The sequence below is a fragment of the Lysobacter capsici genome, from assembly GCF_014779555.2.
Classification (GTDB): Bacteria; Pseudomonadota; Gammaproteobacteria; order Xanthomonadales; family Xanthomonadaceae; genus Lysobacter; species Lysobacter capsici.
This window is the reverse complement of record NZ_CP094357.1, coordinates 602,599-619,730: the sequence shown is the minus strand read 5'-3', so window position 1 is coordinate 619,730 and position 17,132 is coordinate 602,599. Positions and strand designations below refer to the sequence as shown.

The following is a 17,132-nucleotide window of genomic DNA, read 5'->3' as shown; positions in this document are numbered from 1 at the left end:
TTCCAAAGTTCGGTTTCGACCACCTTCCGCACGTTTTCCGCTCGCCTTGTGCTTGCCTTCCATGGGGACATCCATGCTCCGACCGCTCTTGGCCGGCTTCGGCCTGGCGTTGCTTGCCGGCGCCGTGCAGGCCGCCACGCCCGCGCCCGCACCTTCGCGCTACACCCAGGACCCGTATCCCAGCACCTACAAGCCGCTCGCCGGCGGCCCGGTGCTGCTGCAGCACGCCACCGTCCTCACCGGCACCGGCCAGCGCCTGGACAATGCCGACGTGCTGCTGCGGGACGGCAAGGTGGTCGCGGTCGGCACCGCGCTGGACGCGCCGACCGACGCCACCCGGGTCGATGCGACCGGCAAGTGGGTGACCCCGGGCATCATCGACGTCCATTCGCACCTGGGCGTATACCCCAGCCCCGGCGTGGGCGCGCACAGTGACGGCAATGAAATGACCAGCCCGGTCACCCCGAACGTGTGGGCCGAGCATTCGATCTGGCCGCAGGACCCGGGCTTCGAAGCCGCGCTGGCCGGCGGCATCACCTCGCTGCAGATCCTGCCCGGTTCGGCCAACCTGATCGGCGGCCGCGGCGTGACCCTCAAGAACGTCCCGTCCACGACCTACCAGGGCATGAAATTCCCCGGCGCGCCGTGGGGCCTGAAAATGGCCTGCGGCGAAAACCCCAAGCGCGTCTACGGCAGCCGCAACACCTCGCCGGGCACGCGCATGGGCAACGTCGCCGGCTACCGCGCGGCCTTCATCGACGCCAGCGAATACCTGCGCAAGACCACGCCCAAGCCGGCCGCGCCGAAGAAGTCGCGCTGGTGGCAGAGCTCCACCGCCGCCAACGGCGCCGACAGCGAGAAGGACACTGGCGGCAAGCGCGATCTCAAGCTCGACACCCTGGCCGGCGCGATCAAGGGCGACATCCTGGTCCACATTCACTGCTATCGCGCTGACGAGATGACCACGATGCTCGACCTGGCCAAGGAATTCGGCTTCAAGGTCGCCGCCTTCCACCACGGCGTGGAGGCGTACAAGATCGCTGACCGCCTCGCCGCCGAGAACGTGTGCGGCGCGCTGTGGGCCGACTGGTGGGGCTTCAAGATGGAAGCCTTCGACGGCATCCAGGAAAACATCGCCATCGTCGACCGACCGGCCAAAAGCTGCGCGATCGTGCATTCCGATTCCGAGGAAGGCATCCAGCGGCTCAACCAGGAAGCGGCCAAGGTCATGGCGCACGCGCGCCTGGCCGGCATCGACATCGCGCCGGAACGCGCGATCCGCTGGCTGACCCAGAACCCGGCCAAGGCGCTGGGCATCGGCGAGCGCACCGGCACCCTGGAGCCGGGCAAGATGGGCGACGTGGTGGTGTGGAACGGCAATCCTTTCAGCGTTTACGCCAAGGCCGAGCAGGTCTACATCGACGGCGCGCGCATCTACGACCGCGCCGATCCGTCGCGCCAGCCCAAGTCGGACTTCATGCTCGGCCAGCCGGCCGCGCAGACGATTCCGCAGATCGGAGGTGTGCGATGAGCCGCGTGTCCGTGTTGCGGCGCGCGCCGCTGTTCGCCGGGTTGTTGTTGGGCGCCAGCTTCGCCGCGTCCGCGCAGAACGTCCTGATCCGCAATGCCGTGGTCCATACCGCGACCGCGCAAGGCACCCTGGAACGCGCCGACGTCTTGGTCGGCAACGGCGTGGTGCGCGCGGTCGGCAAAGGCCTGAGCGCGCCGGCCGGGGTGAAGGTGATCGAGGCCGAAGGCCGGCCGCTGACGCCGACCCTGTTCGGCGGCATCACCGAGATCGGCCTGGAGGAAGTCTCCGGCGAAAAATCCACGGTCGACCAGACCGTCGCGCTCGGCGCCGACACCAAGGAAATGACGGTGCGGCCGGAGTTCGACGTGACCTTGGCCTACAACCCCGATTCGGTGCTGATCCCGGTCGCGCGCATCGAAGGCATCGGCTGGACCCTGCTCGGCGCCGGCACCGCCACCGGCGGCTCGATCGTCGCCGGTCAGGGCGGCATCGAACGCCTCGACGGCGGCCCCGATCCGATCGGCCCGCGCGTGCTGTTCGTGCGTCTGGGCAAGGACGGCCTGGGCCTGAGCGGCAGCTCGCGCGCGGCGCAGTGGATGATCCTGGATCAGCTGATCGACGAAAGCCGCGGCCGCATCACGCCGGACAACCACGCCGCGCTGCTGACCCCGGCCGGACGCGCGGCCTTGCAGAAATACTTCGGCGGCGGCGGCCGGATCGTGTTCGGCGTCGACCGCGCCGCCGACATCCGCCAGCTGCTGCGCTGGTCGGCGAAACACCAATTGCGCATCGCCATCGCCGGCGGCGGCGAAGCGTGGCGGCTGGCGCCGCAACTCGCGGCGGCCAAGGTGCCGGTGTTCGTCAATCCGCTGTCCAACCTGCCCAGCGATTTCGATCAGGTCGGCGCGAGCATGGAGAACGCCGCGCGGCTGCAGGCGGCCGGAGTCGCGGTCGGTTTCAGCGAAGGCGGCGCCTCGCACAACGCGCGCAAGGTGCGGCAACTGGCCGGCAACGCGGTCGCCGCCGGCCTGCCCTGGGACGCCGGCCTGGCCGGGCTGACCCGGGTGCCGGCCGAGGCCTTCGGCGTGGCCGGCGAAGTCGGTTCGATCGCGCCGGGCAAGCGCGCCGACCTGGTGCTGTGGAGCGCCGATCCGCTGGATGTCAGCAGCGTCGCGCTGCAGGTGTGGATGGACGGACGCGCGATCGAAATGCGCAGCCGCCAGACCGAGTTGCGCGATCGCTATCTGCGTCCCGACAACGGCCTGCCGCGCGCGTATTCGGCGCCGTCGGGGAATTGAGCTCGCGTAGTTGAAGTCTTGGATCGAGGGTCCGGCCGGCGCCGATCGCGCCGGCCGGGTCGCGATCCGAGCGGATACCGGCTCTCGCTAACGCCATTGGTACCCCGCGGCGTTGGCCAAATGCCGACAGGCGCGCGGGGATAGCCACGGCATGCTCGAAGCGATGGCGATTTCCGCCTGAGCCGTGGCCTCGCCCAGGCTGCCCGACGTCCACAGCCGCTCATCGCAAACCGCGGCCCATACGATCGCCCACTCGCGGCGATCGGCATCGTCGAGCGATCCGTCGGATGCCACCGCATCGAAGAACGCCCACGGCCGGCCCCAGTCGTCGTAGCGTTCGATCGCGTCGATGAGGTTTTGCCGCCGCGGCATGCGCCACCTTGTTCCGGTCCCTACGTCTTTCGGTCGAACCGGGCCGCGCAAGGTGTCGGCCGGAACCCGCGATCGCGCCTTACAGGTTCATCCATTCCAGAAAGGCGCCGAACCCGCTCAGCGGCAGCTTGCATGCGACGTTCTCGCCCAGCCCATACCAATTGCACGCGAACCAGCCGAACGGCATCAGCAAGGCCAACAGAATGAGTGCGTCGGTCAGATAGCCGGCCGGCCACTTGCGTTTGATCTGGACGATGAAGTCGATGAAGAACCCCAGCAACATCGTCAACGACACCAGGCCCAGCACGATGGCGATGCCCAGCCCGGTATCGCCGTGATGCTCCTGCCGACGCGCTTGCTCGAACGCGTTGAGCGCGAACAGGTGCAGCGCATACAGCGGGGCGATGAACAGGAACAGTCGGATGACGATGGCGTACGCGTGTTTTTTCATTGCGGCTCGAGGTTCGGAACGAACCGTCCGCGAGGACGGCAGGGATATAAGGACAGCGCTCGACTGCTCATCGATGGGTGCAGGGTCGATGCGACGGCGGACTTACACCGTGCATGCATGGCACGCCGGCTGGCAAGCGCGCTCGCCATGAAGCAGGCAGCCGACGGCGAACACACGATAGCGCGGCCCGCACGATTTCACCGCAGGGCATCGCGCTCCGTCGGCCGGAACCGCACCCGGACCGAGCCAGCGCGCGAGCGGCGGCGTATCCTGTCGGCGTTGTCCTGCCGGCGGTGCGCTCTTCGGGTCGCGGCATGGCGTGGTCGATGCGTGTGGGTTTGCAGCATGACGATGTGGGCAGGCTGGCAGTGGGCTTTGCGGCGGCTAATTGAGTTTCGCTTCGGACGGCCGCGCATGAGCTTGTCGCTGCTGCGGCTTAAGTGAACTGCTGGTGCTTTGGTTTCGGAGGAATGCTTATGCGCTTGCCTTTTCTGCGAGTTGATTGTGCTGCCGGTGTTTTCGCTTCGGAGGAATGCTTATGAGCTTGTCTTTGCTGCAACTTAATTGGCTCGCCATCATCGCCGCCACCGCGTCGGCCTTCCTGCTCGGCGGCCTGTGGTACGGCCCGTTGTTCAAGAAGGCCTGGTGCCGCGAGGCCGGCGTCGATCCCGATGCCAAGCCCGGTCACCCCGGCCGCGTATTCGCCGTCGCGATCGTCTGCGCGTTCCTGGCCGCGACCATCTTCTCGATGCTGATGCCGCCCAGCGCCAACGCGGTCGACGGCTTCGGGGTCGGCTTCGTCGTCGGCGTGTTCTTCGTGTCGATGAGCTTCGGCATCAACTACGCCTTCGCCCAGCGCAGCCTCAAGCTGTGGATGATCGACAGCGGTTACCACATCCTCCAGTTCATCCTCTACGGCGTGATCCTCGGCGCCTGGAAATAAGGACTCGACCATGAGCGCATCTCAGTCGCCCGCGCTGCGCTGGTATTTCGATTTCATCTCGCCGTTCGCCTACCTGCACTGGCACAAGCTGCGCCCGCTCGCGCGCGAACGCGCGATCGAGCTGGTGCCGGTCGCGTTCGGCGCGGTGCTCGCCGCGCACGGCCAGAAAGGCCCGGCCGAGATCCGCGGCAAACGCGAATTCACCTACCAGCACGTGCTGTGGCTGGCCCGGCGCGAGGGCGTGCCGCTGCGCTTCCCGCCGGCGCATCCGTTCAATCCGCTGACCGCGCTGCGGCTGTGCATCGTCGCCGGCAGCACGCCCGAGGCGGTCGATGCGATCTTCGACTGGATCTGGCGGCAAGGGCAGGCGGGCGACAGCGTCGAAGCGCTGAACCCGGTCATCCAGGCCCTCGGCGCGGACGCCGCCGCGATTGGCAGCGACGCGACCAAGGCGGCCCTGCGCGACAACACCGAATCGGCTCTGGTGGCCGGTGTATTCGGCGTGCCAACGTTGAGTATTGATAAGCAGTTGTTCTGGGGCAACGACGCACACGATTTCGCCCTTGACGCACTGCAACATCCTGAACTGTTTGACGATCCGGAAATGCAACGCCTGCAACGGCTGCCTGTCGGCATTCAGCGCCGAGCCTGAACCCGACCGCAAATCAGGCACCGCGCCGACGGTGACACCGGACCCGAAAAGGTATGCTGCGGTCACATTTACCGCCACGCGCCACGACCCGGGGGGGACCATGCGCATCGGACTCGTCGTCGATTCGGCTTGCGATTTGCCGTTGGAGTATCTGCAACGCAATCGCATCCATTTGCTACCGATCACGGTACGCATCGGCCAGGCGGTGCTGGCCGACCACCGCAACGAAGAAGCCACGCTGCAGTTCCTGAACACGCATCTGGCCGAGCGCGGTTTCGAAGCCGAGACCACCCCGTTCTCGGTGCAGCAGATCCGCGACCTGTTCGTCAGCCAGTTCGCGATCGAATACGACTACGTGTTCTGCATGACGATCACCAAGACCCGCAGCCCGGTCTACGAGAACGCCAATCAGGCCAGCTTCGCGATCCTCAACGACTACCGTCCCGTGCGCAGCGCGGCCGGGATCAACACGCCGTTCGCGTTGCGGGTGATCGACACGCTCAACCTGTTCGCGGCCCAGGGCATCACCGCGGTCGAGTCGGTGCGCCTGCGCGACGCCGGCGAGGGCGCGCCGAAGATCCGCGCGCGGCTGGAGCATCTGGCCCTGCACACCCACGGTTATCTGATTCCGCGCGACCTCAACTACCTGCGCGCGCGCACCCGCGTGCGCGGCGATCGCAGCGTGAGTTTTCTCAGCGCCACCTTGGGCACCGCGCTCGACATCAAGCCGGTGCTGCACTGCAACCGCGGCGAAACCGGGCCGGTGGCGAAGATCAAGGGCTACGAAAACGCCGCGCAGAAACTGCTCGAATTCACCGCGCGCAAGGCCGGCGCGAGCGGCGGCGATGGCCTGCTGACTCCGACCGTATGCCTGAGCTACGGCGGCGAACTGGCCGAGTTGCGCGCGGTGCCCGGGTACGAGCGCCTACGCACGGTTTGCCGCGACAACAACGTCGAACTGTTCGAAAGCGTGATGAGCCTGACCGGCATGGTCAATGTCGGCAAGGGTGCGCTGGTGGTGGGGTTTGCGGCGGAGAAGGCGGATTTTGCTGGGTGAGTGGGTGGTTTTGGATTCGTGATTCGTGATTCGTGATTCGTGATTCGTGATTCGGATGCAGCGTACTCACCTACCGTCATTCCCGCGAACGCGGGAATCCAGTGCCTTTCGTGCGAGAACGCTTGAAGTCGCTGGATTCCCGCGTTCGCGGGAATGACGTTCTTGAAAGATGGCGCTGAAGGCTCTGGATTCCCGCTTTCGCGGGAATGACGCTCTTGAAAGATGGCGCTGAAGGCTCTGGATGTTCGGCTACGCCGAAGTAAAGCGGAACCCGCCTTCGCGGGAATGACGTTCTTGAAGGATGACGCTGAAGGCCAAGCCCCACCGCGATCCATCCCCAACCACGACTTCCAGCCCACGCCCCGCCCGCGCGCGCAGGTTAGCCTCGGACTTTGTCAGCCCCAGGTAGCCGCTCGATGCCCACTCACCGCCTGCTCGTTCTCGCGCTCGCCAGCGCGCTCGCCGCCGTGTCCGCCACCGCGGCGCACGCACAGACTCCGCCGCAGCCCGCGCCCCAGGACAAATCGGGCGACGCCAAACAAGGCGACGACAACCAGGCGGGCGACAAGAAAAACGGCGACAAGCCGGCCGCGCAGCTCGAGCAGGACGCGCTCAAGCCCGCCGGCGCCGACCCGGCGCGCGCCTCGGCGCGGACCGCCAAGGGCGTGGGCAAGGGCGAGGACAAGGACGAGAAGAAGTGGGACGTCAACGCCGCCCACGGCCCGACCAAGTCGATCGCCTTCGACACCGACGAAGGCACCTGGATGGATCTGGACGTCTCGCCCGACGGCCGCCAGATCGCCTTCACCCTGCTCGGCGACATCTATCTGTTGCCGATCGGCGGCGGTCAGGCGCGTCGCATCACCAGCGGCCCGGCCTGGGACGTGCAACCGCGCTTCTCGCCCGACGGCCGCGAGATCGCCTTCACCTCCGACCGCGGCGGCGGCAACAACCTGTGGCGGATGAAGGCCGACGGCAGCAACGCCACCGCCGTCACCAAGGAAGACTTCCGCCTGCTCAATAATCCGGCGTGGACGCCCGACGGCCAGTTCCTGATCGGCCGCAAGCATTTCACCGGCGAACGCTCGCTCGGCGCCGGCGAGCTGTGGATCTACCACGCCGCCGGCGGTGGCGGCGGGCTGCAGCTGACCAAGCAGAAGAACGACCAGCAGGACCTCGGCGAACCGGCGGTGTCGCCGGACGGACGCTACGTCTATTACTCCGAAGACGTCAGCGGCGGCCCGACCTTCCAGTACAACAAGGACCCGCACGGCACGATCTACGCGATCAAGCGTCTGGACCGCCAGAGCGGCAAGAGCGCGACGGTGATCGACACCGGCGGCGGCGCGGTTCGGCCGCAGCCCTCGCCCGACGGCAAGTCGCTGGCGTTCGTCAAACGCATCCGCGAAAAGTCGGTGCTGCACGTCCTCGACCTGGCCAGCGGCGAAGCGCGGCCGGTGTGGGACGGGCTGTCGCACGACATGCAGGAGGCGTGGGCGATCTTCGGCCCGTACGCGAATTTCAACTGGACCCCCGATTCGAAATCGGTGGTGATCTGGGCGCAGGGCAAGCTGTGGCGGGTGTCGATCGCCGACGGCAAGCACGAACAGATTCCGTTCGCGGCCAAGGTCGAACAGACCGTCGCCGAGCCGCTGCGCTTCGAACACAAGCTCGAAGAAGGCCGCTTCGCGCCGAAGATGATCCGCGACGTCGCCACCAGCGCCGACGGCAAGACCCTGATCTTCCACGCGGTCGGCCAGCTGTGGCGCAAGCGCCTGCCCGACGGCAAGCCCGAGCGCCTGACCGGCAACGACAACCTCTACGAATACCAGCCCAGCTTCAGCGCCGACGGCGGCAAGCTGCTGTACACCACCTGGTCGGACGAAGCGCTCAGCGCGATCTACGTGACCGGCGCGGGCGGCGGCGGCAGCAAGCGCCTGACTCAGGAAAAGGGCTTCTATTACGGCCCGCGCTTCTCGCCCGACGCGCGCCGCATCGTCTACGCCAAGACCGGCGGCGGCGGACTCACCGGCAGCCTGTGGTCGGTCGATCGCGGCATCTACGTAATGAACGCCGACGGCAGCCGCCCCGTGCGCGTGGCCAACAGCGGCGAGTCGCCGCAGTTCAGCGCCGATGGCAGCCGCGTGTATTACCTCACCGGCAGTGGGCTGAAGAAGAAACTGATGTCGGTCGGCCTCAACGGCGAGGACGAACGCGAAGTCTTCAACCTCAAGTACGTCGACTCGGTCAGCATCAGCCCCGACGGCAAGTGGGTGGCGTTCACCGAACTGTTCAACGCCTATGTAGCGCCGCTGATGACCGCCGGCACGTCGGTGGAATTGAGCAAGGACAGCAAGGCCCTGCCGGTCGCGCCGGTCAGCGCCGATGTCGGCAGCTATCTGCACTGGTCGGCCGATTCCAAGTCGCTGCACTGGATGGTCGGCAATCAGTACTACTCGCGCCCGCTCAATCAGGCGTTCGCATTCTTGCCGGGCGCGCCGGCGACGCCGGCGAAACCTTCGGCCGACGAGCGCGGCATCCCGATCGGCCTGGACGTGCCGGTGTACGCGCCGAGCGACACGGTCGCTTTCACCCATGCGCGGGTAGTGACCATGCGCGATGCGCAGAAGAATCAGGAAGTGATCGAGGACGGCACCGTGGTGGTCCGCGGCGACCAGATCGTCGCGGTCGGCCCGAGCGCGTCGGTCAGCGTGCCGGCCGGCGCGCGCAGCATCGACGCCAGCGGCAAGACCATCCTGCCGGGCTATATCGACGTGCATGCGCACGCGGCGCATTTCGGCCAGGGCGTGGTGCCGCAACAGAACTGGGCCTACTACACCAACCTCGCCTTCGGCATCACCACCATGCACGACCCCTCGGCGACCACCGAGTTCGTGTTCTCCGAAGCCGAATTGCTCAAGGCCGGCAAGATGGTCGGCCCGCGCGTGTTCTCGACCGGCACGATCCTGTACGGCGCCGACGGCGACTTCAAGGCGGTGATCAACTCGATCGACGACGCGCGCAGTCACCTGCGGCGGATGAAGGCCAACGGCGCGTTCTCGGTCAAGAGCTACAACCAGCCGCGGCGCGAGCAGCACCAGCAGATCAACCAGGCCGCGCGCGAGTTGAACATGCTGGTGGTCGAGGAAGGCGGTTCGACCTTCAACCACAACCTGCCGATGATCCTCGACGGCGCCACCGGCATCGAACACAACATCCCGGTCGCGCCGCTGTACAAGGACGTGGTCGAACTGTGGCGGCAGACCGACGTGCGCAATACGCCGACCCTGGTGGTCAGCTATGGCGGTTTGTCCGGCGAATACTGGTGGTACGCGCGCGACAACGTGTGGGAAGACAAGAAGCTCAACCGCTTCTTCCCGCGCGAAACCCTGGACGCGCGCTCGATCCGCCGCGAGACCGCGCCGGACTGGGATTACTGGCATATCCAGGTCGCCAAGTCGGTCAAGAAGCTGCGCGATGCGGGCATCAAGATCCAGGTCGGCGGCCACGGCCAGTTGCAGGGCCTGTCGGCGAACTGGGAAATCTGGATGCTGACCCAGGGCGGCATGAGCAATTTCGAAGCGCTGCGCGCGGCGACCATCGACGGCGCCGATTACCTGGGCATGTCCAAACAGCTGGGTTCGCTGGAAACCGGCAAGAAGGCCGATCTGGTGGTGCTTAACAGCAACCCGCTGGAGAACATCCGCGCGACCATCGACACGCGTTACGTGATGGTCGACGGACGTTTGTTCGACGTCGACGCGGATATGGCCGAACTGGGCAACCAGGCCGAGAAGGCGCCGAATTTCTATTGGCAGCGCCATCGCGACGGCCGCACCTTCGGCACCGAGTTCGGTCCGACCTCGGTATGCCATTGCCCGAAGGGGCATGGGCCGCATGAGGCGCACGATCATGATGAGGAGTGATGGGGTGGCGCGGTAACGCGCCCGCTCGGGTCGCTACGGCCGGTTTGCGTTCAAGCGCCGGTTCGTAGCGCCCGTGCGCCTGCCGAGGCTTGGCTTCTGCGTCCCATCGCGTCCCTTTGCAAAAGGGAGACCTTGGGGAATTTGCTTTTGCACGCGATAACGCATCGCTAACAACACCCACACCCCACAAACGCGACCCACGTAGCGCACTCGCGCGATATTCACGCGTGGCGCATATCGCCGCGTTTACCCTTGATCGATCCTGCAATCGAGACTAACGCATGGCCACCCGTTATTACCTGAGCATTCCCGACGCCGATCGCGCGCGCGGCAACGACACCGACCTGTCGTTCACCGCGATCAGCTCGGAAGGTTTCGCCGCGCAGCTGCAGTCGGCGTTGCGCGGCGACGATCTGTTCGAACGCTGGCGCGCCAAGCAGCCCGATCCCGACGAAGTCGACCCGATGCTCGGCGCCACCGACCCCGCCGCGGTCGTGCACGGCGAACAGCGCGATCTGCGCATGGATCTGGTGGTCACCACGACCTTGTCCGGCACCGTGCTCAAGCACCGCCTGCGCCTGCTCGCCGGCAGCGGCTGGGAATTGCGCGACGTTACCGCGGGTTGATCGCGGCTGGCTGAGCCGCGACGTGCTCGCACCGCCGGCCGTGGAACGATCCGCGGTCCGCGACGGCTCAGGACCGGCGACGCCGGCCTGAGCCCTGCTCTAACTAATTCGACTCAAGCCAGGCCGGCTCCGAGCGATACGCCTCAGGCCAATGCGGCCGGGTCCTCGGACAACTGCAGCAAGCTCTCGGCCATGCCGCCGATCTCCTCGCGCATGACCAGCTTGTCCAGCCACGCGCCGGGAATCGCATCGACACCGTAGTAAGCGCCGGCGATCTGCCCGCAGATCGCCGCGGTGGTGTCGGCGTCGTCGCCGAGGTTGGCCGCGCGCAGCACCGCCGCGTCGAAGCTGTCGGTGTGCAGGAAACACCACAACGCCGCTTCCAGCGATTCGACGCTGTAGCCCGAGCCGACGATCTCGGCCTCGCGCTTGCCGGCGTAGGCGCGGGCATGGATCGCCGCGACTTTTTCGCTGCCGAGCAAGGGGATCGACGGCGCCAGCACCGCCTCCTTGCCGGCGCCCATCAGCGCCGCGCGCAATTGCGCGGCGAACAAGCGCGAGCAATCCAGCGCTTCGGCCGCGCCATGGGTGGTGCGGGTCGATTCGACCGCGCATTCGCCGGTGCGCCGCGCATCCAGGCGCCACAGCATCGGCACCGGCGCCAGGCGCATCAGCGCGCCGTTGCCGGCCGCGCGCGGGCCGGGATCGCCGGCATACGGATCGTCGTTCTTGCGATAGCGGTCCAGCGCCGCGCTCACCGTCATGCCGATGTCGAAGCACTCGCCGTTGCTGCTCATGTAGCCGTGCGAGCGCCAGTTGCAGTAGCGATTCATCTGATCGCGCGCATCGAAGCCGCGGCGATGGATCAGGCTGGCCGCCAGGCACAGGGCCATCGACGTGTCGTCGGTCCATTCGCCCGCGCGCAGCGCGAACGGCCCGCCGCCGGTCATGTCGGTCAGCGGCGCGAAACTGCCGCGCGAGCGGAACTCGACCGTGGTGCCGACCGCATCGCCGCAGGCCAGGCCGAGCAGGCAGCCCAGATAGCGCTCGCGCAGACCGGGCACGGCGCTCATGCCAGCTCCGTTTCGAGGTCTTCGTAGCACTCGGGCACGAAGCGCGGGGTGCAGATCGCGAAGAAGACCAGATCCTCGTCGCCGAGGTTGGCGATGCGTTGAGCGGCATCCGCCGGAATGAACACGGTATCGCCCGGGCCGACTTCGCTGGCGGCCAGACCGGCGACTTCGATGCGGCCGCGGCCGCTTTGGATCAGGTAACGCTCGGCGGTGCCGCGCAGGCGATGCAGGCAGGTGGTGATGCCCGGCGCGACACGGATGCGGGCGATGGACGCTTGCGCATCGTCCGGCGAGTTCCAGTGTTCAAGGACGTGGCAGCGTTCGCCGATGTAGAACTCGCGGGGTTCATCGCGGCGGACCAGGCGCGGCTCGGTCATGATTCGCGGTCGCAGGGAGCGGGACCGCCGAGTCTAGCGCCGCCGGGCGGCAACCAGTCCGAAGGCGAAGGCACCCGATCGCGCCGATGCCTCCATGCATGCAGCAGTCCGCCGATCACCTCCGGCAGCAGCAGCGGACACAGACAGACCACGGCCGCGATCAGGATCCACCGCGCCAGATACGCCAGCGCCGCGGCCGACGCCGCCCAGGCGAGGTAGATCGCGAACGAGCCGAAGCCGTCGGGCAGCCCGTGCGCGTAACCCGCGCAGCCCAGGCCGACCGCGGCCATCGACGCGGCGAGCGTGTGCTGGACGTACCAGCGCTCGCTCCAGCGCGCGTGGAAATCCGGCCAATGCCGGGCCAGGCGCTTTTCACCGAGCACAGCGACGCGCAGCAACACGGCGATGGCGGCGACCGCCGCCAGCAACCACGCCCAAGACGACCCAATCTCCATGCCGGCGTCGCTCCACTCGCCCCATCAAGGCGCTTGGTGGCAAGTATCGCTCCGCCGGCGGCGCGCGCCTACCGCGTTTCGCTCAGACCCCCACGCCGTGCGGCTGAACCACGCCGGTGGCGATGCCGACCACGACCAGCGCGATCAGCGCGATCGAAAAGCCGATGCGCCGGGTCAATGCGTTGACCGTGCGCTTGCTCGCGCCTTTGTCGACCAGCATGTAGTACAGGCCGGCGCCGAGGTTGTAGACGATCACCGACAGGAACGCGGCGACAAACAGGATCTTCATGATTCGACCTTGCCCGGGAGCGGGCGCGAGTGGTCTGCGGGGGATTGCGATGCGTCGGCCTTGCGGGCGCGCAGCCAGCGCCAGCGCACCACGATGGCGACCGTCATCAGGCCCAGGAACAGGCCGTAGGCGACCGAGGTGGCGAGCACCTGTTTCCAGATCGCGCCGGCCTGCGGGTCGGCGTTGTACATGCTCCAGTGCATGCCCCAGCCGGCGGCCAGGGTGGACACGATCAGGCTGGCGCTGTCGTAGACGGTGCGCAGGGCGCCGCGCGGCTGGCGCGGATAGGCCCAAAACAGCCAGGCCAGGATCGAAAACCAGGGCACGAACAGGATCAGGGCCAGATTGAGTTCGACTTGCGGGTTCATGGCGAGCGCGAGGCGTTGGGCGTGGCGCAGCTTTTGCTGCGGGGTCCATTGTTCGCCTACTGGCGCAGATTGCATAGAATCAGGTTTTGAATAAAAAACCGGATCAGTTTGAGGGGCCGGGAATCGGGAACGGGAAGTCGGGAATCGCAAGAGCCCGCCACCTCGCGGCCTGACGCGAACCCGCAAATTCCTCGCCCAATCCCTAATCCCCAATCCCCAATCCCGGCCCAATGAAACGCTACCAAGCCCTAGCCGACGACATCGCCCGCTCGATCCGCCAGGGCCTGCTGAGTCCGGGCCAGCGGCTGCCCTCGGTGCGCCAGGCCAGCGCCGCGCGCAAGCTCAGCCCGGCCACCGTGTTCCAGGCCTATTACCTGCTCGAATCGCAGGGCCTGGTGGAGCCGCGCGCGCGCTCGGGTTACTACGTCAGCGAACGCGCGCGCGCGATGCCGCCCGAGCCCGACACCGCCTCGCAGCCCGACGGGCAGGCGCGCGCGGTCGATGTCAGCGAACTGGTGTTCGAAGTGCTCGAATCGGCGATGGCGCGCGACATCGTGCCGCTGGGTTCGGCGTTCATGAGCCCGACCCTGTTTCCGCTGGCCCGGCTCGGCCGCGCGATGGCGCACGAAGCGGTGCATCTGGACCCGCGCAGCACCGTCGACGACCTCACTCCGGGCAACGCCGAACTGCGCCGGCACATCGCCCTGCGCTACCGGATCGGCGCGGTGCCGATCGGCGCCAACGATCTGGTGGTGTGCAACGGCGCGATCGAAGCGCTGAACCTGAGCATCGCCGCGGTGACCCGGCCCGGCGACGCGGTGCTGGTCGAATCGCCGTGCTTCTACGCCGCCCTGCAGACCTTGGAACGCCGCGGCCTGCACGCGATCGAAGTGCCCACCCATCCGCGCGAAGGCATCGAGCTGGGCGCGCTGGACGCGGCGATCCGCCGCCACGCGCCGGCGGCGTGCTGGCTGATGACCAATTACCAGAACCCGCTCGGCAGCAGCTTGCCCGAGGCGAAGAAGCGCGAACTGGTCGAATTGCTCGCGCGCCACGAGCTGCCGCTGATCGAGGACGACGTCTACGGCGAGCTGCATTTCGGCGCGCATCGGCCGGCGCCGGCCAAGGCCTTCGATACCCGCGGCCTGGTCCTGCATTGCTCGTCGTTTTCGAAAACCCTCGCGCCGGGTTACCGGATCGGCTGGGCCGCGCCGGGACGCTATGCGCAGCGGGTGGCGCGGCTGAAACTGACCAACACCCTGGCGACCTGCGTGCCCGCGCAACTGGCGATCGCGCGCTATCTGCAGCGCGGCGGCTACGACCGCCACCTGCGCGGCCTGCGCAAGACCTTGGCCGCGCAGCAGGCGGCGTACCTCGATGCGGTCGCGCGCTATTTCCCGCAAGGCACCCGGGTGACCCGGCCCGACGGCGGCTATTTCCTATGGACCGAATTGCCCGAAGGCAGCGACGCGTTGGCGGTGCAACGCCGCGCCGCGCAGCAGGGCATCAGCATCGCGCCGGGGCCGATGTTCTCGGCCAATCGCGGTTACGCGCATTGCCTGCGGCTCAACTACGGCCACGCCCTCGATGCGCGGGTGGATGCAGCGTTGCAAGTCTTGGGCGCGCTTTCGTCGGCGCGATAGGCGTCAGTCGCAGGCGTTGTTCCTCGCTCGCATCGGCCAGCGCCTCGGCCTGGCGCTTGCGGCTCAGATTGCCGAGCGCGCGCCGATACGACCAGTCGACCAGTTCGAGCAGATACTCCGCCGGCATGCGCTTGACCTCGACCACCGTCACCCAGTGATAGCGGCCCATGAACCGCGCCGGCTTGGCGCCGGGCATGTCGGTGAGTTCGACGAACCGTTCCGGCGTGGTCTTGAAACTGAAACGCCAGCGCTCGGGTTCGCTGGTCTTGAAGTAGGCGAAGAATTTTCCGCCGACGCTGTAGACCAGGATATTGGACGGCGCCGCGTGCAGGACTTCCTCGGCGCCGGGGTAGGCGCGGCAGTGTTTCTTGAGGGCATTGGTGTCCATTGCGGCCAGATCGCGGTTGAGGAGCCTAGGGTCGCATGCGTTGCGGGGTTTCGTTCGGGCTTCGACGTGTTCGTCGTGATCGATGTATCGCGGTCGCGGCTTGCGCCGCTCCTACAGGCAGCCCATGTAGGAGCGGCGCGAGCCGCGACCGAGACACGTCAACCACCGCGAACCCGCGACAAACCCGCGCTCACATATGCGAGGTAATCTTCGGCACGTTGAACCAGTCGTTGTTCAAGCCATCCATGTACTGCACCGGCGCGGCCGCCAGCACCGCATGATCCACATCCAGGCAGGCGATGTTGATCGAGTAGTACTTGCCGCCGAGCACCTCGAGCTCGCCGGTGCCGTAGGCATGCACCGCGCAATGCTTGCAGAAATGGTAAGTGCCGCTGAAGGTGCCGAACTGGTAGGTGCCGGTGTCCTCGGGGCCGCCGCTGAGCAGGCGGAACGCATCGGGTTTGACGATCGCTCCCCACTTGCGCAGCTTGTTGCACATCGAGCAATTACAGCGCGAGGTGCCGGCCGACAGGTCGAGATCGACCTCGTAACGGATGGCGCCGCAGTGGCAGCTGGCCTGGTAGGTCTCGACGGTCATGGCGGTTCTCCGATAGCGAGGGGCGGTGGGCCCGGGACAGTTACAGGATAGTAGCCATTGAGGACAGGATATGTCCTCAATAGGTTTTACACTGCGCCCATGCTCAAGACCTCGACCCGCCTGCTGCGCCTGTTGTCGCTGCTGCAATCGCGCCGTCACTGGACCGGCGCGGAGCTGTGCGAGCACCTGGAAGTCGACGGCCGCACCGTGCGCCGCGACGTCGATCGGCTGCGCGAACTCGGCTATCCGGTGCAGGCCTCGACCGGGGTCGGCGGCGGCTACCGGCTCGCCGCCGGCGCCTCGCTGCCGCCGCTGCTGCTCGACGACGACGAGGCGGTGGCGATGGTGGTCGCGCTGCGCAGCGCCGCCGGCAGCGTGGCGCGGATCGAGGACACCACCGTCGGCCTGCTCGGCAAGCTCGATCAGCTGCTGCCGGCGCGGCTGCGTCGGCGGGTCAGCGCGCTGTATTCGGTGACGGTGTCGCTGGCGCATAACGAAACCGGCCCGGACGTCGACACCCTGACCGAACTGGCCGGCGCCTGCCGCGACCATCGGCTGATCGACATGGACTACAGCGACCGCGGCGGCCGCGCGAGCCGGCGCAGCATCGAGCCGCTGCGCCTGGTCAGCGCCGGACGCCGCTGGTATCTGCTGGCCTGGGACCGCGGCCGCGAGGACTGGCGCCTGTTCCGCGCCGACCGCATCGTCGCGTTGCGTTGCGGCGGCGGCGCGTTCGCCGCGCGCAAGTTTCCCGAAGACGTTGCGGCGTACGTGCAGCGCGCGATCAGCCAGCCCAACCAGGGCCCGACCTTGCGCGCGCGCCTGCGCGGCTCGGCCGAGGCGCTGGCGCCGGGCCTGCCGCCGTGGTGCGGGCTGCTCGAACACATCGACGAGCACAGCTGCATGCTGCACGTGCGCGGCGAAACCCCGGAAGAAATTCTCGCCTTGCTGGCCTTGACCGGCGTGGAGTTCGAACTGCTCGACGCGGGCGATCAACTGCCGCGGTTGCGCGAAGTCGCGCAGCGTTTGTTGCGGGCGGTGGAGTAAGCCGCGCCGCGGGTTGCCGCATCGTCGTCGCGCGCGGG

Annotated in this window: 18 protein-coding genes; 9 read left to right on the top strand and 9 right to left on the bottom strand. The window is 67.3% G+C overall.

Annotated features, from left to right (window positions below; genetic code table 11):
- Window positions 1–73: 73 nt before the first annotated feature.
- The gene (locus IEQ11_RS02505) at window positions 74–1,531 is read left to right on the top strand and encodes an amidohydrolase (protein ID WP_191822952.1); all 1,458 of its coding nucleotides are present in this window, start codon (window positions 74–76) and stop codon (window positions 1,529–1,531) included.
- Window positions 1,528–2,829: an amidohydrolase family protein gene (locus tag IEQ11_RS02500; protein ID WP_057920575.1), complete on the top strand. Its 1,302-nt coding sequence runs from the start codon at window positions 1,528–1,530 to the stop codon at window positions 2,827–2,829. Before IEQ11_RS02505 ends, IEQ11_RS02500 begins: the two co-directional genes overlap by 4 nt.
- Before the next feature lie 87 nt (window positions 2,830–2,916).
- On the opposite strand, the gene IEQ11_RS02495 is transcribed toward IEQ11_RS02500, so the two are convergent.
- Together IEQ11_RS02495 and IEQ11_RS02490 are read right to left on the bottom strand one after the other, a co-directional pair.
- Window positions 2,917–3,201, bottom strand: a complete 285-nt coding sequence (locus IEQ11_RS02495) for a hypothetical protein (RefSeq protein WP_191822951.1) — start codon at window positions 3,199–3,201, stop codon at window positions 2,917–2,919.
- Window positions 3,202–3,280: 79 nt separating this feature from the next.
- Window positions 3,281–3,652, bottom strand: coding sequence for a hypothetical protein (locus IEQ11_RS02490; protein ID WP_191822950.1), 372 nt, complete (start codon window positions 3,650–3,652; stop codon window positions 3,281–3,283).
- A 538-nt stretch (window positions 3,653–4,190) separates the two neighbouring features.
- On the opposite strand from IEQ11_RS02490, the gene IEQ11_RS02485 reads away from it, so the two are divergent.
- The 5 genes from IEQ11_RS02485 to IEQ11_RS02465 all read left to right on the top strand — a co-directional run bounded on the left by IEQ11_RS02485 (window position 4,191) and on the right by IEQ11_RS02465 (window position 10,856).
- Window positions 4,191–4,595: a DUF1761 domain-containing protein gene (locus IEQ11_RS02485; RefSeq protein ID WP_191822949.1), complete on the top strand. Its 405-nt coding sequence runs from the start codon at window positions 4,191–4,193 to the stop codon at window positions 4,593–4,595.
- Between the two features lie 10 nt (window positions 4,596–4,605).
- A complete protein-coding gene (locus tag IEQ11_RS02480) occupies window positions 4,606–5,247 on the top strand; it encodes a 2-hydroxychromene-2-carboxylate isomerase (protein WP_191822948.1) in 642 nt (213 codons plus the stop codon).
- A gap of 100 nt (window positions 5,248–5,347) precedes the next feature.
- Window positions 5,348–6,304, top strand: a complete 957-nt coding sequence (locus tag IEQ11_RS02475) for a DegV family protein (RefSeq protein ID WP_191822947.1) — start codon at window positions 5,348–5,350, stop codon at window positions 6,302–6,304.
- Between the two features lie 416 nt (window positions 6,305–6,720).
- Window positions 6,721–10,230, top strand: coding sequence for an amidohydrolase family protein (locus IEQ11_RS02470; protein WP_191822946.1), 3,510 nt, complete (start codon window positions 6,721–6,723; stop codon window positions 10,228–10,230).
- Between the two features lie 281 nt (window positions 10,231–10,511).
- Window positions 10,512–10,856, top strand: a complete 345-nt coding sequence (locus IEQ11_RS02465; protein WP_191822945.1) for a hypothetical protein — start codon at window positions 10,512–10,514, stop codon at window positions 10,854–10,856.
- Between the two features lie 143 nt (window positions 10,857–10,999).
- Here the strand turns inward: IEQ11_RS02465 and IEQ11_RS02460 are convergent, their stop codons facing one another.
- From IEQ11_RS02460 to IEQ11_RS02440, 5 genes are all read right to left on the bottom strand, one after another.
- Complete coding sequence (locus IEQ11_RS02460; RefSeq protein WP_191822944.1) at window positions 11,000–11,929, bottom strand: ADP-ribosylglycohydrolase family protein; 930 nt, start codon at window positions 11,927–11,929, stop codon at window positions 11,000–11,002.
- On the bottom strand, window positions 11,926–12,306 hold the full coding sequence (locus IEQ11_RS02455; protein ID WP_191822943.1) for a cupin domain-containing protein: 381 nt from the start codon (window positions 12,304–12,306) through the stop codon (window positions 11,926–11,928). Before IEQ11_RS02455 ends, IEQ11_RS02460 begins: the two co-directional genes overlap by 4 nt.
- Window positions 12,303–12,761 (bottom strand): hypothetical protein, encoded by a 459-nt coding sequence (locus tag IEQ11_RS02450; protein WP_191822942.1) that lies wholly within the window; start codon window positions 12,759–12,761, stop codon window positions 12,303–12,305. The genes IEQ11_RS02455 and IEQ11_RS02450 overlap by 4 nt, the downstream gene beginning before the upstream one ends.
- An 82-nt stretch (window positions 12,762–12,843) precedes the next feature.
- Window positions 12,844–13,050, bottom strand: coding sequence for a twin transmembrane helix small protein (locus IEQ11_RS02445; protein WP_036102620.1), 207 nt, complete (start codon window positions 13,048–13,050; stop codon window positions 12,844–12,846).
- Entirely contained in the window at window positions 13,047–13,418 is a 372-nt protein-coding gene (locus tag IEQ11_RS02440; RefSeq protein WP_060410516.1) for a hypothetical protein, read from the bottom strand. Before IEQ11_RS02440 ends, IEQ11_RS02445 begins: the two co-directional genes overlap by 4 nt.
- A 230-nt stretch (window positions 13,419–13,648) precedes the next feature.
- Here IEQ11_RS02440 and IEQ11_RS02435 point away from each other — a divergent pair, with 230 nt between their 5' ends.
- Complete coding sequence (locus tag IEQ11_RS02435) at window positions 13,649–15,061, top strand: aminotransferase-like domain-containing protein (RefSeq protein WP_191822941.1); 1,413 nt, start codon at window positions 13,649–13,651, stop codon at window positions 15,059–15,061.
- Here IEQ11_RS02435 and IEQ11_RS02430 read toward each other — a convergent pair.
- Entirely contained in the window at window positions 14,985–15,449 is a 465-nt protein-coding gene (locus tag IEQ11_RS02430) for an MmcQ/YjbR family DNA-binding protein (protein WP_082124788.1), read from the bottom strand. The genes IEQ11_RS02435 and IEQ11_RS02430 overlap by 77 nt on opposite strands.
- Before the next feature lie 190 nt (window positions 15,450–15,639).
- Window positions 15,640–16,047, bottom strand: coding sequence for a GFA family protein (locus IEQ11_RS02425; protein ID WP_046659842.1), 408 nt, complete (start codon window positions 16,045–16,047; stop codon window positions 15,640–15,642).
- Window positions 16,048–16,146: 99 nt separating this feature from the next.
- Here IEQ11_RS02425 and IEQ11_RS02420 point away from each other — a divergent pair, with 99 nt between their 5' ends.
- Window positions 16,147–17,094, top strand: coding sequence for a helix-turn-helix transcriptional regulator (locus IEQ11_RS02420; RefSeq protein ID WP_191822940.1), 948 nt, complete (start codon window positions 16,147–16,149; stop codon window positions 17,092–17,094).
- Window positions 17,095–17,132: the final 38 nt, after the last annotated feature.